The organism is Pseudomonas sp. TE6288 (assembly GCF_054062095.1).
Genome location: NZ_JBSSEW010000016.1, coordinates 59,143 through 82,062, shown reverse-complemented (window position 1 = coordinate 82,062; position 22,920 = coordinate 59,143). Strand labels below are relative to the sequence as shown.

Below are 22,920 nucleotides of genomic sequence, written 5' to 3'. Positions count from 1 at the left end.
ATGACATTACCGCTGTTTCCCCTCAATACCGTGCTGTTCCCCGGTTGCCTGCTCGATCTGCAGATCTTCGAGGCGCGCTACCTGGACATGATCGGCCGTTGCATGAAGCAGGGTGAAGGCTTTGGCGTGGTATGCATCCTGGAAGGCGAGCAGGTGGGCAAGGCGGCGCCGGTGGTGGCGTCGGTCGGCTGCGAGGCGCTGATCCGCGACTTCGTGCAGCAGGACAACGGCCTGCTGGGCATCCGCGTAGAGGGCGTGCGGCGTTTTCGTGTCGAGCGCACCGAGGTGCAGAAGGACCAGTTGATGGTCGGCCAGGTGCAGTGGCTGTCGGAACTGGCGGATGGGCCGCTGCAGGAGCAGGACGATGACCTGCTGGCGCTGCTGCTGGCCCTGGGCGAACACCCGATGGTTGAGGCGCTGGACATGCCGCGTGACGTAGACGGGCGCCAATCGTTGGGCAACCAGCTGGCCTACCTGTTGCCGTTCATGGAGGAGGACAAGCTCGACTTGCTGGCAATCGATTCGCCACAGCTCAGGCTGGAGGCAATCCAGGCGTTGCTGGAGCGCATCCAGGGCGAATTGTTCGCCTGAACCATCCAGGCCCGCTCCGATGTTCGGTAGGAGCGGGCTGCCCAGTGATGGCCGTCAGTATTGGTAGCGCAGCAACGCCTTGGGCAGTGCGTGCAGGGCAAAGAATGTCAGCAACGCGATGCACGCAGGCAATACCAGCCACCATACCCGCTGCGGCAGCGCCGTGAGCGGCTGGCGATATTGCACCAAGGTCAGGCTCAGCGCGCACACGCAGCATGCCAGCAGCGCGCCAGCAAGGATATCGGTCGGCCAGTGCGCACCCAGGTATACCCGCGACAGCGCGATGGACAGGGCTGGAATGCACCCCAGTAGCACCCAGGTCAGGCGCATGCGCGGCGGCTGGCCGCGCCCAGCCAGCACCGCCAGCACCAGGAAGAAGGCGAACGATGCCGAGCTATGCCCGCTGGGCATGCTGTAGCTGGTCAGCGGGTCGGTCAACACCTCGGGGCGGGCGCGGGCGAACAGCCATTTCAGCGTGCCGTTGGCCAGGGCTGTACCGATCAGTGTCGCGCCGGCGAACAGCGCGTGGCGCCATTGCCGGGCCAGCAGCAACAGGCCCGTGAGCAAGCCACCGAGGAAGAACTGGGTACGGAAGTCGCCCAGGCGGGTGATCACCACCACGGCGCCGTCGATGGCCTGGCTGCGGTGCTCCTGCACCAGGGTCATCACGCCCTGGTCGAATTCGCTCAAATAGCGCCAGCCGATGAACAGTGCTGCTACCGCCAGGCCGCTGAGGGCGGCGATCAGGCGGGTGCCGTGGCGTTGATCGCGAATGCTGGTGCTCAGGCTCAGGCCGATCAGCACCGCCAGGGTGCCCATGACAATCCCCGCGTCCAGCCAGAAGCCTTCCGGCAGTGGCAGGCGCATCGCCGCGCCGGTGGCCCAGCCGGGCAGCAGGTAGGCCACCGACCAACCGGCGCCAGCCACCAGGCTGACCGCGATGAAGCGCGGCAGGGGCATATCGAACATGCCGGCGACCATCGGCAGCATCGGCCGCAGCGGGCCGATGAAGCGGCCGACCAGCAGGCTGGCGATACCATAGCGCTGGAAGTACGCCTCGGCGCTGCCAATCCACTCCGGGTGGCTGCGCAGCAACGGCAGGCGGCGGATGTTCTGGTGGAAGTACTTGCCGATGGCATAAGAGATCGCGTCGCCGAGCATGCCACCGAGGAAACCCAGCAATAGCGTTTCGCCCAGGCTGAAGGTGCCGCTGCCGGCCAGCACGGCGACGGCGAACAGCAGCACGGTGCCAGGCACGATGATGCCGGCGATGGCCAGGCATTCGACGCAGGCCACGAGGAAGATTGCCAGGCCCAGCCACTGAGGGTTGGCGCCAAGCCAGGTGGTCAGGCTGTCCAGCCATTGGCCCATGGTTCAGTTTCCTTGTTCAAGCATGAAGAAATCTTGCCCTTCGACCTGGCCGCGCCGCAGCGGGTTTCGGGTGCAGAAACGCGCGAATTCGGCGTCTACGAAGCGATAGGGCAGGTGTTCGTCGCGGCCATGGGGAATGCCCAGGCGCGTGGTCTTGATCACCCGGGGTACCTCGATGCCGCAGTCCTCGACGTACAGGCGCTCAGGGTCGAAGCGCCGGGCATCCCAGTGCGGTACCTTCAGGCCCATGGCGCGGCACAACAGAGTCTGGCCGTTGCACAGGCGCTCGGGCGGGCGCAGCCCGCCGCTGGCGTCGGGATTGTTCAGTTGCATCCGGGCCAGGCTGTTGGCATCGGAAATGGCGTCGGTCCAGGGGTAGGCGGACTTGATCAGCACCGCGTTGCCCGGGCCCTGGGCGCTGAAGTTCAGCGAATCGCCACCGCGGGCGTAGTACATGTAGATATGCCCGCCATCGAGGAACAGCGCCTTGCGCTTCTCGGTGAAGCCCAGTGACGCGTGGCTGCCCTTGTCGGTGAGGTAGTAGGCCTCGGTCTCGATGATGCGCGCCGCCAGCCAGAGGTCGCCCTGGCGGTGACGGATGACCTTGCCCAGCAGGTCGCGGGCGAGGGTCTGCGCATCGCGATCGAAGAAACTGTCGGGCAGGGCGCGGGCCGGGCAGGGGGCTGGGGCGGACATACGGGCGGTTCGTGGCTGTGAAGGCGGGGATGATAGCAATGAATGGCTTAATCGAGGCTGAATCAGATTGACCCCACTACGGGGCACGCCCGCTCCCGCGTCAAAGCCTGGACGGCGCGCCGGGCGTGGCAGCGGGCCTGCCCCGCGATCATGGCGAAGTAATTTTCGATACGGGTGGTTACATCTTTCCTACGTATTGGCGGCAGCCATTTTCTACCATCCGCCACCCGCCGCTGGGCGTACCCGAGCGCTCCAGTTATAATCAGCCGATTTCCCCTTTGCCAAGACACCGAACCCATGACCGAGTCCGTTCTTGACTACATGACCCGCCTGGGTCGCGCCGCCCGTGAGGCCTCGCGGGTGATCGGCCGTGCCAGCACCGCGCAGAAGAACCGCGCCCTGCAGGCCGCCGCCGACGCTCTCGACGCGGCCCGCGACGCGCTCACCGCAGCCAACGAACAGGACCTGGCCAATGGCCGTAAGAACGGCCTGGAACCCGCGCTGCTCGAGCGCCTGGCGCTGACCCCGGCGCGCATCGACGGCATGATCACCGGCCTACGCCAGGTGGCCAGCCTGCCGGACCCGGTCGGTGCCCTCCGCGACATGAGCTACCGCCCGTCGGGGATCCAGGTCGGCAAGATGCGCGTGCCGCTGGGAGTGATTGGGATCATCTACGAGTCGCGCCCCAACGTGACCATCGACGCCGCCAGCCTGTGCCTGAAGTCGGGCAACGCCACCATCCTGCGTGGCGGCTCCGAAGCCATCCATTCCAACCGTGCCATCGCCACCTGCATCCAGCGGGGCCTGGCCGAGGCCGGCCTGCCGCCGGCAGTGGTGCAGGTGGTCGAGACCACCGACCGCGAAGCCGTGGGCGCGCTGATCAGCATGCCGGAATTCGTCGATGTCATCGTGCCCCGTGGCGGCCGCGGCCTGATCGAACGCATCAGCCGCGATGCCCGGGTACCGGTGATCAAGCACCTGGACGGTATCTGCCACATCTTCGTCGATGCCCACGCCGATCTGGACAAGGCCTGGCGCGTTGCCTTCAACGCCAAGACCTACCGTTACGGTATCTGCGGCGCCATGGAGACGCTGCTGGTGGACCAGTCGGTGGCCGAGCGCTTCCTGCCGGAAATGGCCCGCCGTTTCCAGGACAAGGGCGTCGAGCTGCGCGGTTGCGAGCGCACCCGGGCGTTCATCGCCGCCAAGCCAGCCAGCGAAGACGACTGGCACACTGAATACCTCGACGCGATCCTGTCGATTCGCGTTGTCGACGGCCTGGAGCAGGCCATCGAGCACATCAACCATTACGGCTCGCACCACACCGATTCGATCATCACCGAGCACCAGGGCCAGGCCCGGCGCTTCATGGCCGAGGTCGACTCGGCATCGGTCATGCTCAACACCCCGACCTGCTTCGCCGACGGCTTCGAATACGGCCTGGGCGCGGAAATCGGTATCTCCACCGACAAGTTGCATGCCCGCGGCCCGGTCGGCCTGGAAGGCCTGACCTGCGAGAAGTACGTGGTGATCGGCGATGGCCAGCTGCGCGGCCAGGAGCCGTGCTGAGTTGAGCAACCCTGTCGCAGTCCGGCGCGTCGGCATTCTCGGCGGCACCTTCGACCCGGTGCATATCGGTCACCTGCGCAGTGCGCTGGAAGTGGCCGAATTCATGTGCCTGGACGAACTGCGCCTGCTGCCCAACGCCCGGCCGCCTCACCGCGACACCCCGCAGGTGGCCGCGCAGGATCGCCTGGCCATGGTGCGCGGCGCCGTGCAGGGTGTCGAGCGCCTGAGCGTGGACGCCCGCGAGCTGGCCCGCGACAAGCCGTCGTACACCATCGACACACTGGAGTCGATCCGCGGCGAACTGAGCGCGCACGACCAGTTGTTCCTGGTGCTGGGCTGGGACGCATTCTGCGGCCTGCCCAGCTGGCATCGCTGGGAAGAGCTGCTGCAACACTGTCACATCCTGGTGCTGCAACGCCCGGATGCCGATGTCGAACCCCCTGACGAGCTGCGCAACCTGTTGGCGGCGCGCTCGGAGAGCGATCCCACCGCCATGTCCGGCCCGGCGGGGCACATTTCGTTCGTCTGGCAGACTCCGCTTGCGGTGTCCGCCACGCAAATCCGACAGCTGCTGGCCAGCGGCAAGTCGGTGCGGTTCCTGGTGCCGGACGCAGTACTGGCCTATATCGAGGCACACGACCTGTATCGTGTGTCCAACTGACGGCGCCAGTGGGCGCCTCATCCAACGAGTTGAACGAGTTTTATATGAGCAAGCAGAAAATCAATGGCATCAGTGGCGAAGAGCTGGTCAAACTGACCATCACGGCTCTGGAGGACGTCAAGGCCCAGGACATCCAGGTCATCGACGTGCGTGAGAAGCACAGCCTGACCGACTACATGATCATTGCCACCGGTACCTCCAACCGCCAGATCAACGCGATGCTGGAAAAGGTCCGTGAAGCGGTCAAGAAACAAGGCGCACAGCCGCTGGGTGAAGAAGGCAAGGGCGACAGCGACTGGGTGCTGCTGGACCTGAACGACGTCATCGTGCACATGATGACTGCCGCTGCCCGCCAGTTCTACGACCTGGAGCGCCTGTGGTTGGGCGCCGAGCAGAGCCGTGCCGCCGATGCCAAGCACCACAGCCCGGAAAACGCCAGCGACTACTTCACCGACAAGCTCAAAGACCGGGAATAAGGAAGCGCCGTGCGTCTGCGTCTGATCGCGGTCGGCTCGCGCATGCCCAAGTGGGTCGAGGAAGGCTGGCATGAATATGCCAAGCGCCTGCCCCCCGAGCTTGCGCTGGAGCTGGTGGAAATCCCGCTGAACACCCGCGGCAAGAACGCCGATGTCGCCCGCCTGATCCGTCAGGAGGGCGAGGCGATGCTGAGCAAGGTGCAGCCTGGGGAACGCATCGTCACCCTCGAGGTCCATGGCAAGCCCTGGAGTACCGAGCAACTGGCGGGCGAACTGGACCGTTGGCGCCTGGATGCGCGCACGGTCAACCTGATGGTGGGTGGCCCGGAAGGGCTGGCGCCGGAAGTCTGCGCGCGCAGCGAACAGCGCTGGTCGCTGTCGCCGCTGACGTTGCCGCACCCGTTGGTAAGGATACTCATCGGCGAGCAGATCTACCGCGCCTGGACCGTGTTGTCCGGGCATCCCTACCACAAATGAACCTGTAAGCCTGTCCGATGCCGCAGCAGATCCGCCTCAAGGACCACGAGAAAGACGCCCGCCTGGTGCGCAACCGCGTCGTCGTGGGCGCCGTGGCGGTGGTGCTGCTCGTCTGCGTATTGATCGCCCGGCTGTATTACCTGCAGGTCATCCAGTACGACTATCACTCGACGCTGTCGGAGAACAACCGGGTGCATGTGCAGCCGATCCCGCCGACCCGCGGGCTGATCTTCGACCGCAACGGTGTGGTGGTGGCCGACAACCGCCCCAGCTTCAGCCTGGTGATGACCCGCGAGCGCGCCGGCAATGCTGGCAAGTGGCAGGAAGTGCTGGACGTGATCGTCGAGGTGCTCGAGCTTACCCCTGACGACCGTGCCCTGTTCGAGAAACGCATGAAGCAGGGGCGCAGGCCATTCGAGCCGGTGCCGATCCTGTTCGAGCTCAACGAAGAACAGATTGCCCGCATCGCGGTCAACCAGTTCCGTCTGCCTGGTGTGGAAGTGGCCGCGCAGCTGGTCCGCCACTATCCCCAGGGCGCGCACTTCGCCCATTCGGTGGGCTATGTCGGGCGGATCAACGAGAAGGAGCTCAAGACACTCGACCCGGTGAACTACAGCGGCACCCACCATATCGGCAAGACCGGCATCGAGCGCTTCTACGAAGACGAACTGCATGGCCAAGTGGGCTATGAGGAAGTCGAGACCAACGCTCGGGGGCGCGTACTGCGGGTGCTCAAGCGTACCGATCCGAAGCCGGGCAAGGATATTGTCCTGAGCCTCGACATCAAGCTGCAGGAAGCCGCCGAGCAGGCGTTGGGCGGGCGCCGTGGCGCCATCGTCGCCCTCGATCCGCGCACCGGCGAAGTGCTGGCGATGGTCAGCCAGCCGAGTTTCGACCCCAATCTATTCGTCACCGGCATCGGCTTCAAGGCTTACGCCGAACTGCGCGACTCGATCGACCGGCCGCTGTTCAACCGCGTGCTGCGCGGCCTCTACCCGCCGGGCTCGACCATCAAGCCTGCGGTGGCGATCGCCGGGCTCGACAGTGGCGTGGTGACGGCGGGCAGCCGGGTGTTCGACCCGGGTTACTACCAACTGCCCAACTACGATCACAAATATCGCAACTGGAACCGCAGCGGTGATGGCTGGGTTGATCTGGATGTGGCGATCATGCGGTCAAACGACACGTACTTCTACGACCTCGCGCACAAGATGGGCATCGACCGGCTGTCCAGCTACATGAACAAGTTCGGTATCGGGCAGAAAGTCGCCCTGGACATGTTCGAGGAGTCGCCCGGCTTGATGCCGTCCCGCGAATGGAAGCGCGCCACCCGCCGCCAGGCCTGGTTCCCCGGCGAAACCCTGATTCTCGGCATTGGCCAGGGCTACATGCAGACCACGCCGCTGCAACTGGCCCAGGCCACCGCGCTGATCGCCAACAAAGGCGTGTGGAACCGCCCGCACCTGGCCAAGACCATAGAAGGCCAGCCACCGGTGGACGAGAACCCCATGGAAAACATTGTTCTGCGCGATAAGTCCGACTGGGCCCGGGTCACCCACGGCATGGAGCAGGTGATGCATGGCGCCCGCGGGACCGCCCGCAAGGCCGCCATCGGCTCGCAGTACCGCATCGCCGGGAAGAGCGGTACCGCCCAGGTGGTGGCGATCAAGCAGGGCGAGAAGTACGACCGCAACAAACTCCAGGAACGACACCGCGACCATGCCCTGTTTGTCGCCTTCGCCCCGGCCGACGACCCCAGGATCGTGGTCTCGGTGATGGTCGAGAACGGCGAGTCCGGCTCCGGTGTCGCTGCCCCCGTGGTACGTCAGGTCATGGATGCCTGGCTGCTTGACGAGAATGGCCGGCTCAAGCCCGAGTTCGCCCCTGCTACAGTCGCCCAGGAATCGGCCCCGTGAAGAACAACTTCGACCGCATGCTCTCCAGCGAGGACGTGATGCGCAGGCGCGCCAGCTTCCTGCAGCGCATCCATATCGACGGCCCCTTGCTGCTTATCCTGCTGACGCTCGCCGCCGGCAGCCTGTTCGTGCTGTATTCGGCCAGCGGCAAGAACTGGGACCTGCTGATGAAGCAGGCCAGCTCGTTCGGCATCGGGCTGGTGTCAATGTTCATCATCGCCCAGCTCGAGCCGCGCTTCATGGCGCGTTGGGTGCCACTGGCCTACCTGGCAGGGGTGTTCCTGTTGATCGTGGTGGACGTGATGGGCCACAACGCCATGGGCGCGACGCGATGGATCAATATTCCCGGGGTGATCCGCTTCCAGCCCTCGGAATTCATGAAGATCATCATGCCGGCGACCATCGCCTGGTACCTGTCCAAACGCACCTTGCCGCCACACCTCAAGCATGTGGCGATCAGCCTGATCCTGATCGGCATGCCGTTCATCCTCATCGTGCGTCAGCCCGACCTGGGTACGGCGTTGCTGATCCTGGCCTCGGGAGCGTTCGTGCTGTTCATGGGGGGGCTGCGCTGGCGCTGGATCGTCAGTGTGATCGCGGCGGCGGTGCCGGTGGCGGTGGCGATGTGGTTCTTCGTCATGCATGACTACCAGAAGCAGCGCGTACTGACCTTCCTCGACCCGGAAAGCGACCCGCTGGGTACCGGCTGGAACATCATCCAGTCGAAGGCGGCGATCGGTTCGGGCGGTGTGTTCGGCAAGGGCTGGCTGCTGGGTACCCAGTCGCACCTGGACTTCCTGCCCGAGAGCCACACCGACTTCATCATCGCCGTGCTCGGCGAGGAGTTCGGCCTGGTCGGCATCTGCCTGCTGCTGCTGATCTACATCCTGTTGATCGGTCGCGGGCTGATGATCACCGCCCAGGCCCAGACCCTGTTCGGCAAGCTGCTCGCGGGCAGCCTGACCATGACCTTCTTTGTTTATGTGTTCGTCAATATCGGTATGGTCAGCGGCCTTCTGCCCGTGGTGGGCGTGCCGCTGCCCTTTATCAGCTATGGCGGAACTTCGTTGGTGACGCTGCTGTCAGCGTTTGGCGTTCTGATGTCGATCCATACGCACCGCAAATGGATCGCACAGGTTTGAAAAAGGTGAAGAATTTCATGCAAGCAGTGCGTGGCTGGGCTGCCCGCCTGGCGCCGTGGTTCGGCGCGTTGGGTTTGCTCGGCGCAGTCCAGCAGGCCAATGCCGGTGACTATGACGGGTCGCCGCAAGTGGCCGAGTTCGTTGGCGAGATGACTCGCGACTATGGCTTTGCCGGCGAGCAGCTGATGGGTGTGTTCCGCGAGGTGCAGCGCAAGCAGGCGATCCTCGATGCGATCTCGCGGCCGGCCGAACGGGTCAAGCCGTGGAAGGAATACCGCCCGATGTTCATCACCGATGCGCGCATCGCCCGTGGTGTGGACTTCTGGCGCCAGCACGAGGCCGTGCTGGCCCGCGCCGAGCAGGAATACGGCGTGCCGGCGCAGGTGATTGTCTCGATCATCGGGGTGGAAACCTTCTTCGGCCGCAATACCGGCAACTATCGCGTCATCGACGCGCTGTCCACGCTGGGCTTCGATTACCCGCCACGCGCCGAATTCTTCCGCAAGGAGTTGCGCGAATTCCTTCTGCTGGCCCGCGAAGAGCAACTTGACCCGCTCACGCTCAAGGGCTCCTACGCCGGCGCCATGGGCCTGCCGCAGTTCATGCCGAGCAGCTTCCGTGCCTATGCCGTGGACTTCGACGGCGACGGGCACATCAATATCTGGAACAACCCGGACGATGCCATCGGCAGTGTCGCCAGCTACTTCAAGCGCCACGGCTGGGTGGCCGGGGAGCCTGTGGTCAGCCGCGCCAGCGTGCGTGGCGAGCGCGCCGACGAAGGCCTGACCAGCGGCATCGAGCCGGTGAAGACGGTCGCGCAGTTGCGGGCGCTGGGCTGGTCGAGTCATGATGCGCTGCGCGATGATCTGCCGGTCACCGCCTTCCGCCTGGAAGGTGAATACGGCCCTGAGTACTGGATGGGCCTGAAGAATTTCTACGCGATCACTCGCTACAACCGCAGCGTGATGTATGCCATGGCGGTGCATCAGCTTTCGGAACAGCTGGTTCTGGCACGGGGCGTCAAGTAAATGCGCGAACTCTTCACTGCAAATGCCGCAAAACTGCTGACCTGCGTCGCCGTCGGCCTGGTGCTGGCCAGTTGCTCGTCCAGTCGGCCCTCCACCCCGCAGAGCGGCAACACCGTGCGTGCGCAACCGGGCCTGGACATCAACCGTGCCCACAAGGACGGCGCGCCTTGGTGGGACGTGGACGTCAACAAGATCCCCGACGCCACCCCGACCGTGCACACCGGCAACTACAAGGCCAACCCGTACACGGTGCTGGGCAAGACCTACTACCCGATGCAGGATTCGCGCAACTACCGCGCCGAAGGCACAGCGTCGTGGTACGGCACCAAGTTCCATGGCCAGAACACCGCCAACGGCGAGCTCTATGACCTCTATGGCATGAGCGCGGCGCACAAGACCCTGCCGCTGCCGGCCTACGTGCGGGTGACCAATCTGGCCAACGGGCGCAGCGTGATCCTGAGGGTCAACGACCGTGGCCCGTTCTATTCCGACCGTATCATCGACCTGTCCTACGCTGCTGCGAAGAAGCTGGGCTATGCCGAAAGCGGCACCGCGCACGTGCGCGTCGAAGGCATCGACCCGCAGCAATGGTGGGCCCAGCGTGGCCAGCAGCCGCCGATGGTGCTCAAGGAGCCGCAGGTGGCCCAGGCCCAGCCGATCGCCGCCAGCACCGGACGCGTCGAGCAGTGGACCCCGCCGCCGCAGCAGCACGCGGCGCCGGTGGTGCCGGTGCAGGTGGGCGGCAACAATGTGCCGAACGCCAGCGGCGGCAGCATCCTGCAAGTGGGCGCGTTCGCCAACCCGGACGCCGCCGAATTGCTGCGCTCGAAGCTGAGCACCATGGTCAGCGCGCCGGTATTCATCAGCTCCGTCGTGCGCAACCAGCAGACCCTGCACCGTGTACGCCTGGGACCGATCAGCAGCCAGGGTGAGATCCAGCAGGCCCAGGACAGCATTCGCCTGGCCAATCTCGGTCAGGCCAAGGTGGTCACTGACTGATCGGTCGCTTCAGCTTCATCGCGGGGCAAGCCCGCTCCCACGTCAGGTGCTCCGAACGGCGTGGGAGCGGGCTTGCCCCGCGATGAACCGATACGCCGACCTGTCGGTTTGTTCATGAATTGCCGGGCAATGATATGTACAATGCCCGTTTTTGCCCGCAGCGGCATTACGCCGCACTTTTTGGGCCAGGCCACAGGCCATAAAACTAGACTGACGGGGCGCTGGGCAAATGAACTTGCCCACGGAACATCAGACCATTAGCGATTTACGAGAGACGGATGAACATCACCAACCTTGCCAAACGACTTTGCCTGCCTGTTCTGCTGCTGATCACCCCTGCTGCCTTCGCAGCGGAGCAGATGATGCCGGCACCACCGCAACTGGCCGCCAAGTCCTATGTACTCATGGACGCGTCCAGCGGCAACGTGCTGGTCGAGAACAACGGTGACGAGCGCCTGCCGCCAGCCAGCCTGACCAAGCTGATGACCGCCTACATCGCCACCCTGGACATCCGTCGTGGCCAGATTGGCGAGAACGACCCGGTGACCGTCAGCGAGAACGCCTGGCGCACCGGCGGTTCGCGCATGTTCATCAAGGTCGGCAGCCAGGTGACCGTCAGCGACCTGCTGCACGGCATCATCATCCAGTCCGGCAACGATGCATCGGTCGCCCTGTCCGAGCACATCGCCGGCAGCGAAGATGCCTTCGCCGACATGATGAACAAGACCGCCACCGACCTAGGCATGGCCAACAGCCACTTCATGAACCCCACCGGCCTGCCGAACCCGGAGCATTACTCCTCGGCCCACGACATGGCCCTGCTGGCGCGCGCGATCATCAACGAAGATCCTGCGCACTACGCCATCTATTCGCAGAAAGAGTTCTTCTGGAACAACATCAAGCAGCCTAACCGCAACCTGCTGCTGTGGCGCGACAAGACCGTCGACGGCCTGAAGACCGGCCACACCGACGAAGCCGGCTACTGCATGGTCGCCTCGGCCGTGCGTGACGGCCAGCGTCTGATCGCCGTGGTGTTTGGTACCAACAGCGAGCAATCGCGGGCCGCCGAGACCCAGAAGCTGCTGACTTACGGTTTCCGCTTCTTCGAAACCCAGACCTTCTACCAGAAAGGCACCGAGCTGACCCAAGCCCCGGTATGGAAAGGCGCGACCAACCAGGTGAAAGCCGGCCTGGCCAACGACCTGACCATGACCATGCCTAAAGGCCAATTGAAACGCCTCCAGGCTTCGATGACCATGAACCCGCAACTGACCGCGCCCATCGCCAAAGGTGACGTGATCGGCAAAGTGGAAGTCAAACTGGACGAGAAAGTGGTTCACAGTGCCGACCTCATCGCCCTTGACGGTGTCGAGGAAGCAGGTTTCTTCGGCCGTATGTGGGACAGCATCCGCCTGTTCTTCTACGGTTTGTTCAACTGATACGTGACTTGCACGCCCCCGTGAACCAGGCGGGGGCGCTGCTGCCACGGCTTACGAGGCCGTTTCCGCCATGAGCGAAGAAGACGTCAAGTCGCACAAGATCGAATTCCCCTGCGAGGATTACCCGATCAAGGTGATCGGTGACACCGTTGTCGGTTTCAAGGACACGGTAATCGAGATTCTCAGCAAGTACGCCAAGGTCGACCTCTCGACGCTGGCCGAACGCCAGAGCAAGGAAGGCAAGTACACCACGGTGCAACTGCATATCGTTGCCACCGGTGAGGACCAGTTGCACGACATCAACAGCGCCTTGCGCGCTACCGGCATCGTGAAAATGGTGCTGTGATGCCCGCTTGCCTCGGTTTTCGCGATCTTGGCCTGCAGCCCTATGAACCGGTGCTGGAGGCCATGCGTCGCTTTACCGAGCAGCGTGGCCCGGACAGCCTGGACGAAGTCTGGCTGGTCGAGCATCCTCCGGTGTTCACCCAAGGCCAGGCCGGCAAGGCCGAGCACCTGCTGATCCCCGGCGAGATACCAGTGGTGCAGACCGACCGCGGCGGCCAGGTCACCTACCATGGCCCCGGCCAGCTGGTGGCCTACCTGCTGCTGGACGTGCGCCGCCTGAGTATCGGCGTGCGCGAGCTGGTCAGCCGCATCGAGCAGACCCTCATCGACCTGCTCGCCAGCTATGGCGTGCAGGCGCTGGCCAAACCCGACGCCCCGGGCGTCTATGTCGATGGCGCGAAGATCGCGTCCCTTGGCCTTCGAATCCGCAATGGCCGTTCGTTCCACGGCCTTGCCCTGAACGTGGACATGGACCTTGCGCCATTCCGCCGAATCAACCCCTGTGGGTATGCGGGGCTGGCCATGACCCAGCTGCGCGACCTGGCAGGTCCGATCGAACTCATTGAGGTCAGGACAAGGCTGCGCGGACAGCTGGTCAAGCACCTCGACTATGCTGAGCAGACGACCCTGACGGGCGGAATCGACTGATTATGACAACTGTGCAAGAAGCCGTGCCGAACCTGATCCCGACGCAAGACGTCACCCCACGCCCTGCTCCTAAAAAAGTGGAAGCCGGCGTGAAGTTGCGTGGGGCCGACAAAGTGGCACGTATCCCGGTGAAGATCATCCCCACCGAAGAGCTGCCGAAAAAACCCGACTGGATTCGCGTGCGCATACCGGTTTCCCCGGAAGTCGACCGCATCAAGCAACTGCTGCGCAAGCACAAGCTGCACAGCGTATGCGAAGAAGCCTCCTGCCCGAACCTGGGTGAGTGCTTCTCTGGCGGTACCGCCACCTTCATGATCATGGGCGACATCTGCACCCGCCGCTGCCCGTTCTGCGACGTCGGTCACGGCCGGCCGAAGCCGCTGGATGTCGACGAGCCGAAGAACCTGGCCGTGGCCATCGCCGATCTGCGCCTCAAGTACGTGGTGATCACCTCGGTGGACCGCGACGACCTGCGTGATGGCGGTGCCCAGCACTTCGCCGACTGCATCCGCGAGATCCGCGCGCTGTCGCCGGGCGTGCAACTGGAAACCCTGGTGCCGGACTACCGCGGCCGTATGGACGTGGCGCTGGAAATCACCGCGCAAACCCCGCCGGACGTGTTCAACCACAACCTCGAGACCGTGCCGCGCCTGTACAAGGCCGCACGCCCGGGCTCGGACTACGACTGGTCGCTGGACCTGCTGCAGAAGTTCAAGCAGATGGTCCCGCACGTACCGACCAAGTCCGGCCTGATGTTGGGCCTGGGCGAGACCGACGAGGAGGTCATCGAGGTGATGCACCGCATGCGCGAGCACGATATCGACATGCTCACCCTCGGCCAGTACCTGCAGCCGTCGCGCAACCACTTGCCGGTACAGCGCTTCGTGCACCCGGACACCTTCGCCTGGTTCGCCGAGGAAGGTTACAAGATGGGCTTCAAGAACGTCGCCTCCGGTCCTCTGGTACGCTCGTCGTACCATGCCGACCAGCAGGCTCACGAAGCCAAGATCAAGCTCTGAGTCGGGCTTGAGCGGGATATGCCGATGCGCGCCGGAAGGCGGCATCGGCATTTTTTTTGAGCTGCATGTTTCAAGCGACGAGCTGCAAGGAGTGGCGCGATGAATTGCCTGGAGACCGCTGAACCCCTGTTGCCCAAGGCACTGCCTGGCAACGCCCGTTTCGCCATCATCGCCCCGGCTGGCCCGGCGCGGCTGGATACCGACAAGGCTCGCCAATGGTTCGAGAAGCGTGGCCACCAGTGCCGGATCTACCCCGGGGTGCTGCAGGCGGACGGCTACCTGGCGGGCAGCGACGAGCAGCGCCTGCGAGACCTGCATGACGCGTTCCGCGCCCCGGACATCGACGCGATCCTGTGCATGCGCGGTGGCTACGGCAGCATGCGCCTGCTGGACCGTATCGACTTCGACTTGATCCGCCGTCACCCCAAGCCACTGGTGGGCTACAGCGATATCACCGCGTTGCATACGGCGATCAACCGGCATGCGGGGTTGGTGACCTTCCATGGGGCGATGCTCAATGCCGACTTGCTGGGAGCGAAGCCGGAGCCGACCGTGCGCTCATTGTTCGACCTGCTTGGCGGGCAGGTGGTGGCGGGGGACGAGATTGCCCATCCGGCGGATTTTGCGCTGACCGGAGTCATTCCCGGAGTGGCCAGTGGCAGGTTGGTTGGCGGCAACCTTTCCGTGCTTGGGGCAACATTGGCGACCTTGGGCGAAGTCGATACCCAGGGCAGCATCCTGTTCATCGAGGACGTCAACGAGCCGCTCTATCGTGTCGACCGCCTGCTAACCCAATTGCGCCTGGCCGGCAAGCTGGAGGGTGTGCGTGGCGTACTGGTGGGGGATTTTGCCGGTATCACGGTCGCGGCCATGACGCCCTTGCTGTTGGATACCTTCGGCCCGCTCGGGGTGCCGGTGCTGGCGGGGTGGCGCAGCGGGCATTGTGACCCGAATGTGTGCCTGCCGTTGGGGGCACGGGTAAGGCTCGACGCGGGAGAAAAGCGCCTGGTGCTCGAACAGGCCTTGTTCAAGGCCTGAAAAAGTTGGGGCCGTTTTTCGGCCCCAGTATTTGCTAGCGACGCAGGCTGTCGAGCAGCTTGTGCGTCGGATAACCATCCGCCGGCCAGCCCTGCGCCTGCTGCGCATTGCGAATGGCCTTGCGGGTATTGGCGCCGATGATCCCGTCGGGATTGCCCGCCTCATGGCCACTGGCGTTGAGCAAGGTCTGCAGCTCGATACGTTCGCTGCGGCTCAGCGGCAGGTCTTCTTTCGGCCAGCTGCCGGCAATGAACCCCCAACCGTAGAAGCGATCCCCCAGCAGGCTCACCGCCAGCGCGTAGGAGGACGAGTTGTTGTACTTGAGGATCGCGCGGAAGTTGTCCAGCACCAGGAACGCCGGCCCACGGGCACCGGCGGGCAGCAGCAGGGCAGCGGACAGCTGGTTGCTGCCTGCGGGCAATGCGGTGCCGGCGGGCAGTTTCACGCCCAGCTGCAACCATTCGCTGACGCTCTTGCGCTGGCTGCCATCGGCCAGCCACCAGTCGAAGCCGGCAGGTACCTGTACCTCGAAGCCCCAAGGCTGGCCACGCTTCCAGCCGGAGGCCTGCAGGTAGTGCGCGGTGGAGGCCAGCGCATCGGCGGTGCTGTTCCAAATGTCACGGCGACCATCACCGTCGAAATCCACCGCGTGGGTGAGGTAGGTGGTCGGGATGAACTGGGTCTGGCCCATGGCGCCGGCCCAGGAGCCGCGCATCGCGTCAGGCTGGATGTCGCCGTTTTGCAGGATCTGCAGGGCGGCGATCAGCTGGTCCTGGGCAAACTGGGGGCGGCGGCCTTCATAGGCCAGGGTGGCCAGCGAACGGATCACCGACTTGCTGCCCTGGAACTGGCCGAAGTTGCTCTCCATGCCCCACACCGAGACCAGCACCTGGCGGTCGACGCCGTAGCGTTGCTCGATGCGTGCCAGCAGCTCGGCATTCTGTTCGAGCAGTTTCTTGCCGTTGCGTACGCGCAGCGGCGACAGGGCACCGTCCAGGTATTCCCAGACCGGGCGGGTGAACTCCGGCTGGCTGCGGTCAGCCTTGATCACGTCCATGTCCGGGGTGACGCCGAGGAAGGCACGGTCGAACAGACTGGCGCTGATCCCGGCTTGCAGGGCTTGCTCGCGGAAACCGGCCTGCCATTGGGCGAAGGTCTGCAGGGGCTGGATTTCGCTGCTGCTATCGGGCGTGGTGCCGGGCAGCGTAACGACGGGTGCGGGCTGGGCGGGTGCCAGCGGCAGGGCATCGGCGGCGGTGGGTTTCTCGGCGCAGGCGACGAGCAGGATGAAGCTTGTGGCCGCGATCAGCTGGCGGGGTTGCCAGCGGAGAGTGAGACGAGAGGGCATGCACAGATCCAGAATTGCAGGTCAGGTGCCGACCATACCATGCCTGCGCATTTCATGCCTTTTCAGGCGGCCATAAAGCAGGAAGCCTCCCAATCTCTCGATTGGAAGGCTTCGCGGCGGTAGCTGCCTTTGCCTTTTCCTGCCTGTTCCTGGCGGCAGCGGAACAGCGGTTGGGCGATGATCGACTTGGCCTTGTTGGGACCGTGCTTTTTTTGCTTCTTGCTCATGGTGGATTCCCGGTCGGGGTGGATTGCGGGCGCACTGTAGGCCTGTAGCGCCATGTGAGCCAATTGATTGTGTTTATGGCAGCGGGGCTCATCGCGGGCGTGACCCGCGATGCGCTTTATTCGGCGGGCAGCGCCAGGCGCTGTCCGGCCATGAGCAGCGACAGGCGTGCCAGACTGGTCCACGGCGAGCCTTCGGCCTGGCCCTTGATCTGCGCATCGATCCGCTGGGCATCCTGCAGCAGCATGGCCCAGCGTTGCGCCGAAAGGCGCTGCAGGGCCTTGCTCACCAGCGGTCGGCGCTTGTCCCACACCGGTGGGCGCGCCTGGCTGAAGGCCTTGTCCAGCGGCACGCCCTGGCTGAACTGCTGTGCGAGCCCGGCGAGCAAGCGCAGTTCGCGGGCAAGGGCCCAGAGGATGACCGGCGGCTCGACACCTTCACCGCGCAGTCCTTCGAGCATGCGCAGGGCATGGGCTGCTTCGCCATTGAGAATGGCATCGACCAACCCGAACACATCGAAGCGGGCGCTGTCGGCGACAGCGGCCTGGACGGTTTCAACGGTGATCTGGTTGCCCTCGGCGAGCAACTTGAGCTTCTCGATCTCCTGGGCGGCGGCCAGCAGGTTGCCCTCGACCCGGGCGGCGATCAAGTCGACGGCGTCACGCTGGGCCGACAGGCCGGCCTGGGACAGGCGCTGGTTGATCCATTGCGGTAGTTGCTGGGCGTCCACCGGCCAGATCTGGATGAACTGGCAGTGCGCGCCTTCGATCAAGGCCTTGCCCCACTTGGTTTTCTGCGCGCTGCCATCGAGCTTGGGCAGGCTGATCAGTAGCAGCGTGTCCTCGGCCGGGTTGGCGCAGTATTCCATCAGCGCGGCAGCGCCTTTGTCGCCGGGCTTGCCCGAGGGCAGGCGCAGCTCCAGCAGCCGGCGCTGGGCGAACAACGACAGGCTGGCCCCGGCCAGCAGCAGGTTGCCCCAGTCGAAGTTGGCATCGGCGCTGAACACCTGGCGTTCGTCGTAGCCCTGCTGGCGCGCGGCGCCGCGGATGGCGTCGGCGGCCTCCTGGCACAGCAGCGGGTCGTCACCGCTGACGATGTAGACGGGCGCCAGCTGGCCTTGCAGGTGCTTGTTGAGTTGGGCGGGGGAGAGCTTCATGGCGAAGGGCGGGGCACCTCAGGTGCCCCGTTCAGGCTCAGGGAGCCGGGACTTCCAGCGGCGACTGCTGAGGCGTCTCGTCCTGGATGCGCTGGGCTTCCTTCAGGGCGCGAGCCTCGGCTTCGGCGCGCTCGTTGGCCTTGCGTTGCAGCTCGTCAAGGCGCGTCGGGGTCAGTTGCTGGAGGCGAGCCATCATGGCCTGTACCAGGTCACGACGCATTTCCTCGCGGACCTGGTTCGCTTCCTGGCCGGAGCCGGTGATGTTGTTGCCGTTGTAGACGTAGTACTTCTGCACTTGCAGCTTGTCTTCAAGCAACATGCTGTCGTTCTGGCCTTCGATCGTATAGTTCAGCACGGTCGTGAGTTCGTACTCGGCCGAACGGTTGCCACCGCTGTAGGTTGCAGCGCGCTGGGTTTCCTGCTCGTTGGTGAGCACCAGCTTGTAGGGGGCGCCGGAATAGACTTTCACGCCGCTGCTTTGCAAGGTGCGGCGCAGCTGCATGACGGTCGGGCCGTATTCGTTACGGGCGCCGAGGTCAATTTCCTTGATGCTCAGTTCGTTGGTGCCGGTGCCGCGCAGCTGGAAACCGCAGGCGCTGAGCAAGACAGCCAGGCCCATTACCAGCAGATTGCGTTTGATCATGTGTGTTGCTCCCTCGTGGACCGATTACGCCCGCCTGCAGGATATACAGGCGGGCGTTGCCATCAGTTGGCGACGATGTTGACCAGTTTGCCCGGAACGACGATGACCTTGCGGATGGTCAGGCCGTCGGTGAAGCGCAGGACGTTCTCGTTGTTGCGAGCGGCGGCCTCGACTTCCTCGCGGCTGGCAGCGGCTGGCATCTCCACCTGGCCACGCAGCTTGCCGTTGACCTGTACCACCAGGGTCACGGTGTCCTGTACCAGGGCGCCTTCATCGACAATCGGCCAGTTCGCATCGATCACCGCCTGGTCGTGGCCCAGCTGCTTCCACAGCTCATGGGAGATGTGCGGGGTGATCGGTGCCAGCAGCAGGGTCACGGCCTCGAGGCCCTCCTGCAGCAGGGCGCGGTCCTGGGCGGTCGCCTGTGGCGCCTTCTCCAGCACGTTCATCACGGTCATCACCTGGGCGATGGCGGTGTTGAACTTGTGGTACTGGCCCACGTCGGTGCTGGCCTGCTTGATCGCGGCATGGATGGCGCGACGGATGACCTTCTGCTCGTCGCTCAGGGCGGCGATGTCCAGCGTGCCCGGCAGGCCTTGGGCCACGTGGGCCTGGGCCAGGCGCCAGACGCGGCGCAGGAAGCGGCTGGCGCCTTCGACGCCGGAGTCGGACCATTCCAGGCTCATGTCGGGTGGCGAGGCGAACATCATGAACAGGCGGCAGGTGTCGGCGCCGTACTGCTCGATCATCGACTGCGGGTCGACGCCGTTGTTCTTCGACTTCGACATCTTCTCGGTGCCGCCGATTTCCACCGGCAGGCCATCGGTCTTCAGGCGCGCGCCGATGATCTTGGCCTTGGCGTCACGCTCGATCTCGACGTCGGCCGGGTTGAACCAGTCCTTGCCGCCGTTGCTGGCGACGCGGTAGTAGGTTTCGGCGACGACCATGCCCTGGGTCAGCAGGTTCTTGAACGGCTCGTTGGAGGTGACCAGGCCTTCGTCACGCATCAGTTTGTGGAAGAAGCGCGCATACAGCAGGTGCAGGATGGCGTGCTCGATGCCGCCGATGTACTGGTCGACAGGCAGCCAGTGGTTGGCGGCTTTAGGGTCGACCAAGCCTTTATCGTAGTTCGGCGAGGCATAGCGGGCGAAGTACCAGGACGACTCGACGAAGGTGTCCATGGTGTCGGTTTCGCGCTTGGCCGCGGTGCCGCATTTCGGGCAGGTGCACTCGTAGAACTCGGGCATGCGCGCCAAGGGCGAACCGGCACCGTCCGGTACCACGTTTTCCGGAAGTGTAACGGGCAGCTGGTCTTCCGGCACCGGCACGTCGCCGCAGGACGGGCAGTGGATGATCGGGATCGGGCAACCCCAGTAGCGCTGGCGGCTGATGCCCCAGTCGCGCAGGCGGAACTGGGTGCGCGACTTGCCGAGGTCCTTGCTGATCAGCGCGGCCTCGATGGCATCGAAGGCGCCCTGGAAGTCCAGGCCGTCGAACTCGCCGGAGTTGATCAGCTGGCCATGTTCGCCGTAGGCGGCCAGCCACTCGCTGCCGACTTCGTCGCCGACGCTGGTGCGCACCACCGCCTTGACCGGCAGGTTGTACTTGTGGGCGAACTCGAAGTCGCGCTCGTCGTGCGCCGGCACGGCCATGACAGCGCCATCGCCGTAGTGCATCAGCACGTAGTTGGCGACCCATACCGGCAGCTTTTCGCCGGTCAGCGGGTGCTCGACGAACAGGGAAGTGGCCATGCCCTTCTTCTCCTGCGTGGCCATGTCGGCCTCGGCGACGCTGCCGCTCTTGCACTCGTCGATGAACGCCTGCAGCGCCGGGTTGCCCTGGGCGGCCTGGGTGGCCAGCGGGTGTTCGGCGGCGACGGCAACGTAGGTGGCGCCCATCAGGGTGTCCGGACGGGTGGTGAAGACTTTCAGGGTGCCCTCATGACCGATGCTCGCCTTGTCATAGGGGAACTGCACTTCCATGCCGCGGGACTTGCCGATCCAGTTGCGCTGCATGGTCTTGACCTGCTCGGGCCAGCCCGGCAGCTCGTCGAGGCTTTCCAGCAGCTCGTCGGCGTAGTCGGTGATGCGGAAGTAGTACATCGGGATTTCGCGCTTTTCGATAAGCGCGCCCGAGCGCCAGCCACGGCCATCGATGACCTGCTCGTTGGCCAGGACCGTCTGGTCCGCCGGGTCCCAGTTCACGGTGCCGTTCTTGCGGTAGATGATGCCTTTCTCGAACAGGCGGGTGAACAGCCACTGCTCCCAGCGGTAGTAGTCCGGCTTGCAGGTGGTGACTTCACGCGACCAGTCGATGGCCAGACCCAGGCTCTTGAGCTGGGTCTTCATGTAGTCGATGTTCTCGTAGGTCCACTTGGCCGGGGCGACGTTGTTCTTCATCGCGGCGTTTTCCGCCGGCATGCCGAAGGCGTCCCAGCCCATCGGTTGCAGGACGTTCTTGCCCAGCATGCGCTGGTAGCGGGCAATCACGTCACCGATGGTGTAGTTGCGCACGTGGCCCATGTGTAGCTTGCCGCTCGGGTACGGGAACATCGATAGGCAATAGTAGGTGTCTTTGCCTGGCTGTTCGGTGACAGCGAACGATTGTTGCTCGTCCCAGGCATTCTGGGCGGCGGCTTCTACATCACGGGGCGTGTATTGTTCGTGCATGGCTACTTTGTATTGAGAGATAAGAGACATGTTCCAGGCAGCTCGACCTCGCTGCGTCCGGCACTCCGGGATCTGCAAGAGTGAACGCCGTAGCATACATGAGCGCCGCGCATCGTGGGAAACCCTGATTGCATCGCCCGCCGCGCGGGCCGTTGGTCGCGGCGCCCGGCCGCTTTTACGAGTGACGCTAAGCTCATCTGTGGGGGGAGATATTCTTACCTTCAATGAGGTGAACGGATGGGAGAGTCGCAACTAACCGCAAGCAAACCGGAGCTTTACGAGCGCTTGATCGACCGTTTGGGCCTGGCACTGGAAGTGGCCAGAACCTCCGTGCGATTGCGCGACGAGATGCCTGCCGAACTGGAATTGCGTGGCCTGAGCCATGCCGAGTTCGAGGTGATCAAAGCCTACCTGGAATCCCTCCCGGAAGGCCGATTTGCCAGTGCCGGTGCCTACCCGCAACCGGAGCCGTCCTCGGCCAGGATTGTCTGGCTCAAGGACCGCAGGCGCCCCGGCGCCCCAGCCAGCTCCAGGACATTGCCGTCCCGATAGCCGTTCAGGGTTGCAGGCGCGACGACGCGCCGGTTTTCGCAATGCACGCATCGATCGGCGCCGGTTGCCCTTGAGGCCCGGTGCCGATCCTCTTAGGCTGCACGCCTTCCATGGAGGTGTGTGATGCCGATCCGCTTTTTCATCAAACAATGGTTGATGCCGCCTGGCGTCCTGTTCCTGTTGCTGCTGGCCGCCTGGTGGTGGCGCCGGCGCCGTCCGCGCCTGGCCGCGGCCTGTTTCACCCTGGGGCTGGGTGGCTTGTGGCTGATGAGCTTGCCACTGACGGTCGAGCAAGTTGCCCGAACCCTTGAAACAGAACCTGCGTTGGCGCTCGAGGGGTGGGCAGGCCTGGCATCCAGGGCCGACGCCATCGTGGTCCTGGGCGCCGGACGGGAGCGCGGCGATCCGGCCTGGGGTGGCCTTGATCAGCCAACCTATGTTGCCCTCGAGCGCATGCGCTACGCCGCGCAACTGGCCAAGGCCTCAGGGCTGCCGGTGCTGACCAGCGGTGGCTTGCACTATGGCACGCCGCCCAGTGAGGCCCAACTGATGGCTGACCGCCTGGAGGCGGACTTTGGCGTAAAGGTTTCCTGGAAGGAGGAAGCCAGCCACACCACCTGGGAAAACGCCGAGTTCAGCGCCAAGGTGTTGCAACCGCTGGGTATCAAGCGGGTGGTGGTGGTGACGCAGGCCTGGCACATGCAGCGCTCGCGCTGGAGTTTCGAGCGGGCCGGGTTCGAAGTGGTGCCGGCGCCGGTGGGGTTCCTGGGGCGCGATCATGCGCGGCCGTTCGCGGGGTTGCTGCCGGAAAACCGGGCAATGTGGCAGAGCGGGCAGTTGCTCAACGAGGCGGCGGGGTTAGTGGGGTATCGCCTGTTCTACTAAGACTTGGGCCGCTACGCGGCCCAAGGG

23 protein-coding genes are annotated in these 22,920 nt (G+C 64.5%); 16 read left to right on the top strand and 7 right to left on the bottom strand.

The window, feature by feature from the left end; all coding sequences use genetic code 11:
• A complete protein-coding gene (locus ACVWY1_RS18025) occupies positions 1-591 on the top strand; it encodes an LON peptidase substrate-binding domain-containing protein (protein WP_102683789.1) in 591 nt (196 codons plus the stop codon).
• Positions 592-645: 54 nt separating this feature from the next.
• On the opposite strand, the gene ACVWY1_RS18020 is transcribed toward ACVWY1_RS18025, so the two are convergent.
• Positions 646-1,962, bottom strand: coding sequence for a bifunctional DedA family/phosphatase PAP2 family protein (locus ACVWY1_RS18020; RefSeq protein WP_277502636.1), 1,317 nt, complete (start codon positions 1,960-1,962; stop codon positions 646-648).
• Positions 1,963-1,965: 3 nt separating this feature from the next.
• The gene (locus ACVWY1_RS18015) at positions 1,966-2,658 is read right to left on the bottom strand and encodes a DNA-3-methyladenine glycosylase (protein WP_102683787.1); all 693 of its coding nucleotides are present in this window, start codon (positions 2,656-2,658) and stop codon (positions 1,966-1,968) included.
• A 297-nt stretch (positions 2,659-2,955) separates the two neighbouring features.
• On the opposite strand from ACVWY1_RS18015, the gene ACVWY1_RS18010 reads away from it, so the two are divergent.
• From ACVWY1_RS18010 to ACVWY1_RS17950, 13 genes are all read left to right on the top strand, one after another.
• Positions 2,956-4,227 carry a glutamate-5-semialdehyde dehydrogenase gene (locus tag ACVWY1_RS18010; RefSeq protein ID WP_111533149.1) on the top strand — a complete coding sequence of 424 codons (1,272 nt, stop codon included), beginning with the start codon at positions 2,956-2,958 and terminating at the stop codon, positions 4,225-4,227.
• The gene (gene nadD / locus ACVWY1_RS18005) at positions 4,196-4,888 is read left to right on the top strand and encodes a nicotinate-nucleotide adenylyltransferase (protein WP_102683785.1); all 693 of its coding nucleotides are present in this window, start codon (positions 4,196-4,198) and stop codon (positions 4,886-4,888) included. The genes ACVWY1_RS18010 and nadD overlap by 32 nt, the downstream gene beginning before the upstream one ends.
• A 44-nt stretch (positions 4,889-4,932) precedes the next feature.
• On the top strand, positions 4,933-5,364 hold the full coding sequence (rsfS, locus tag ACVWY1_RS18000; RefSeq protein ID WP_102683784.1) for a ribosome silencing factor: 432 nt from the start codon (positions 4,933-4,935) through the stop codon (positions 5,362-5,364).
• Between the two features lie 9 nt (positions 5,365-5,373).
• The gene (rlmH, locus tag ACVWY1_RS17995; RefSeq protein WP_023631106.1) at positions 5,374-5,841 is read left to right on the top strand and encodes a 23S rRNA (pseudouridine(1915)-N(3))-methyltransferase RlmH; all 468 of its coding nucleotides are present in this window, start codon (positions 5,374-5,376) and stop codon (positions 5,839-5,841) included.
• A 17-nt stretch (positions 5,842-5,858) separates the two neighbouring features.
• A complete protein-coding gene (gene mrdA / locus ACVWY1_RS17990) occupies positions 5,859-7,757 on the top strand; it encodes a penicillin-binding protein 2 (RefSeq protein ID WP_110703229.1) in 1,899 nt (632 codons plus the stop codon).
• Between the two features lie 38 nt (positions 7,758-7,795).
• Positions 7,796-8,899 (top strand): rod shape-determining protein RodA, encoded by a 1,104-nt coding sequence (gene rodA, locus ACVWY1_RS17985; protein WP_177485983.1) that lies wholly within the window; start codon positions 7,796-7,798, stop codon positions 8,897-8,899.
• A 17-nt stretch (positions 8,900-8,916) separates the two neighbouring features.
• Positions 8,917-9,927 carry a lytic murein transglycosylase B gene (mltB, locus tag ACVWY1_RS17980; protein WP_277502643.1) on the top strand — a complete coding sequence of 337 codons (1,011 nt, stop codon included), beginning with the start codon at positions 8,917-8,919 and terminating at the stop codon, positions 9,925-9,927.
• Positions 9,928-10,926, top strand: coding sequence for a septal ring lytic transglycosylase RlpA family protein (locus ACVWY1_RS17975; protein WP_046857280.1), 999 nt, complete (start codon positions 9,928-9,930; stop codon positions 10,924-10,926).
• Positions 10,927-11,204: 278 nt separating this feature from the next.
• Positions 11,205-12,365, top strand: coding sequence for a D-alanyl-D-alanine carboxypeptidase family protein (locus ACVWY1_RS17970; RefSeq protein WP_046857279.1), 1,161 nt, complete (start codon positions 11,205-11,207; stop codon positions 12,363-12,365).
• A gap of 70 nt (positions 12,366-12,435) precedes the next feature.
• Positions 12,436-12,711, top strand: coding sequence for a DUF493 domain-containing protein (locus ACVWY1_RS17965; protein WP_023630272.1), 276 nt, complete (start codon positions 12,436-12,438; stop codon positions 12,709-12,711).
• On the top strand, positions 12,711-13,358 hold the full coding sequence (gene lipB, locus ACVWY1_RS17960; protein ID WP_102683781.1) for a lipoyl(octanoyl) transferase LipB: 648 nt from the start codon (positions 12,711-12,713) through the stop codon (positions 13,356-13,358). The genes ACVWY1_RS17965 and lipB overlap by 1 nt, the downstream gene beginning before the upstream one ends.
• Positions 13,359-13,360: 2 nt before the next feature.
• Positions 13,361-14,377, top strand: a complete 1,017-nt coding sequence (gene lipA, locus ACVWY1_RS17955) for a lipoyl synthase (RefSeq protein ID WP_046857277.1) — start codon at positions 13,361-13,363, stop codon at positions 14,375-14,377.
• A gap of 99 nt (positions 14,378-14,476) precedes the next feature.
• Positions 14,477-15,415 (top strand): S66 peptidase family protein, encoded by a 939-nt coding sequence (locus ACVWY1_RS17950; protein WP_457378592.1) that lies wholly within the window; start codon positions 14,477-14,479, stop codon positions 15,413-15,415.
• 34 nt (positions 15,416-15,449) lie between these two features.
• Here ACVWY1_RS17950 and ACVWY1_RS17945 read toward each other — a convergent pair whose 3' ends face one another.
• The 5 genes from ACVWY1_RS17945 to leuS all read right to left on the bottom strand — a co-directional run bounded on the left by ACVWY1_RS17945 (position 15,450) and on the right by leuS (position 21,456).
• Positions 15,450-16,763, bottom strand: coding sequence for a lytic murein transglycosylase (locus ACVWY1_RS17945; RefSeq protein WP_046857275.1), 1,314 nt, complete (start codon positions 16,761-16,763; stop codon positions 15,450-15,452).
• Between the two features lie 62 nt (positions 16,764-16,825).
• Positions 16,826-16,990 (bottom strand): alternative ribosome rescue factor ArfA, encoded by a 165-nt coding sequence (arfA, locus tag ACVWY1_RS17940; RefSeq protein ID WP_102684180.1) that lies wholly within the window; start codon positions 16,988-16,990, stop codon positions 16,826-16,828.
• A gap of 116 nt (positions 16,991-17,106) precedes the next feature.
• Positions 17,107-18,144, bottom strand: a complete 1,038-nt coding sequence (holA, locus tag ACVWY1_RS17935) for a DNA polymerase III subunit delta (RefSeq protein WP_277502652.1) — start codon at positions 18,142-18,144, stop codon at positions 17,107-17,109.
• Between the two features lie 37 nt (positions 18,145-18,181).
• On the bottom strand, positions 18,182-18,787 hold the full coding sequence (locus tag ACVWY1_RS17930) for an LPS-assembly lipoprotein LptE (protein ID WP_102684178.1): 606 nt from the start codon (positions 18,785-18,787) through the stop codon (positions 18,182-18,184).
• Between the two features lie 62 nt (positions 18,788-18,849).
• The gene (leuS, locus tag ACVWY1_RS17925) at positions 18,850-21,456 is read right to left on the bottom strand and encodes a leucine--tRNA ligase (RefSeq protein WP_457378591.1); all 2,607 of its coding nucleotides are present in this window, start codon (positions 21,454-21,456) and stop codon (positions 18,850-18,852) included.
• A gap of 237 nt (positions 21,457-21,693) precedes the next feature.
• Between leuS and ACVWY1_RS17920 the strand changes: the two genes are divergently transcribed.
• Both ACVWY1_RS17920 and ACVWY1_RS17915 read left to right on the top strand, forming a co-directional pair.
• Positions 21,694-22,008: a hypothetical protein gene (locus ACVWY1_RS17920; RefSeq protein WP_046857271.1), complete on the top strand. Its 315-nt coding sequence runs from the start codon at positions 21,694-21,696 to the stop codon at positions 22,006-22,008.
• 123 nt (positions 22,009-22,131) lie between these two features.
• Entirely contained in the window at positions 22,132-22,893 is a 762-nt protein-coding gene (locus tag ACVWY1_RS17915; protein ID WP_102684176.1) for a YdcF family protein, read from the top strand.
• The last annotated feature ends 27 nt before the right edge of the window (positions 22,894-22,920 follow it).

Coding starts and splice junctions, on each gene's coding strand:
- ACVWY1_RS18025 (WP_102683789.1), top strand. CDS start 1: ATGACATTACCGCTGTTTCCCCTCAATACCGTGCTGTTCCCCGGTTGC.
- ACVWY1_RS18020 (WP_277502636.1), bottom strand. CDS start 1,962: ATGGGCCAATGGCTGGACAGCCTGACCACCTGGCTTGGCGCCAACCCT.
- ACVWY1_RS18015 (WP_102683787.1), bottom strand. CDS start 2,658: ATGTCCGCCCCAGCCCCCTGCCCGGCCCGCGCCCTGCCCGACAGTTTC.
- ACVWY1_RS18010 (WP_111533149.1), top strand. CDS start 2,956: ATGACCGAGTCCGTTCTTGACTACATGACCCGCCTGGGTCGCGCCGCC.
- nadD (WP_102683785.1), top strand. CDS start 4,196: ATGGCCAGCTGCGCGGCCAGGAGCCGTGCTGAGTTGAGCAACCCTGTC.
- rsfS (WP_102683784.1), top strand. CDS start 4,933: ATGAGCAAGCAGAAAATCAATGGCATCAGTGGCGAAGAGCTGGTCAAA.
- mrdA (WP_110703229.1), top strand. CDS start 5,859: ATGCCGCAGCAGATCCGCCTCAAGGACCACGAGAAAGACGCCCGCCTG.
- rodA (WP_177485983.1), top strand. CDS start 7,796: ATGCGCAGGCGCGCCAGCTTCCTGCAGCGCATCCATATCGACGGCCCC.
- mltB (WP_277502643.1), top strand. CDS start 8,917: ATGCAAGCAGTGCGTGGCTGGGCTGCCCGCCTGGCGCCGTGGTTCGGC.
- ACVWY1_RS17975 (WP_046857280.1), top strand. CDS start 9,928: ATGCGCGAACTCTTCACTGCAAATGCCGCAAAACTGCTGACCTGCGTC.
- ACVWY1_RS17970 (WP_046857279.1), top strand. CDS start 11,205: ATGAACATCACCAACCTTGCCAAACGACTTTGCCTGCCTGTTCTGCTG.
- ACVWY1_RS17965 (WP_023630272.1), top strand. CDS start 12,436: ATGAGCGAAGAAGACGTCAAGTCGCACAAGATCGAATTCCCCTGCGAG.
- lipB (WP_102683781.1), top strand. CDS start 12,711: ATGCCCGCTTGCCTCGGTTTTCGCGATCTTGGCCTGCAGCCCTATGAA.
- lipA (WP_046857277.1), top strand. CDS start 13,361: ATGACAACTGTGCAAGAAGCCGTGCCGAACCTGATCCCGACGCAAGAC.
- ACVWY1_RS17950 (WP_457378592.1), top strand. CDS start 14,477: ATGAATTGCCTGGAGACCGCTGAACCCCTGTTGCCCAAGGCACTGCCT.
- ACVWY1_RS17945 (WP_046857275.1), bottom strand. CDS start 16,763: ATGCCCTCTCGTCTCACTCTCCGCTGGCAACCCCGCCAGCTGATCGCG.
- arfA (WP_102684180.1), bottom strand. CDS start 16,990: ATGAGCAAGAAGCAAAAAAAGCACGGTCCCAACAAGGCCAAGTCGATC.
- holA (WP_277502652.1), bottom strand. CDS start 18,144: ATGAAGCTCTCCCCCGCCCAACTCAACAAGCACCTGCAAGGCCAGCTG.
- ACVWY1_RS17930 (WP_102684178.1), bottom strand. CDS start 18,787: ATGATCAAACGCAATCTGCTGGTAATGGGCCTGGCTGTCTTGCTCAGC.
- leuS (WP_457378591.1), bottom strand. CDS start 21,456: ATGCACGAACAATACACGCCCCGTGATGTAGAAGCCGCCGCCCAGAAT.
- ACVWY1_RS17920 (WP_046857271.1), top strand. CDS start 21,694: ATGGGAGAGTCGCAACTAACCGCAAGCAAACCGGAGCTTTACGAGCGC.
- ACVWY1_RS17915 (WP_102684176.1), top strand. CDS start 22,132: ATGCCGATCCGCTTTTTCATCAAACAATGGTTGATGCCGCCTGGCGTC.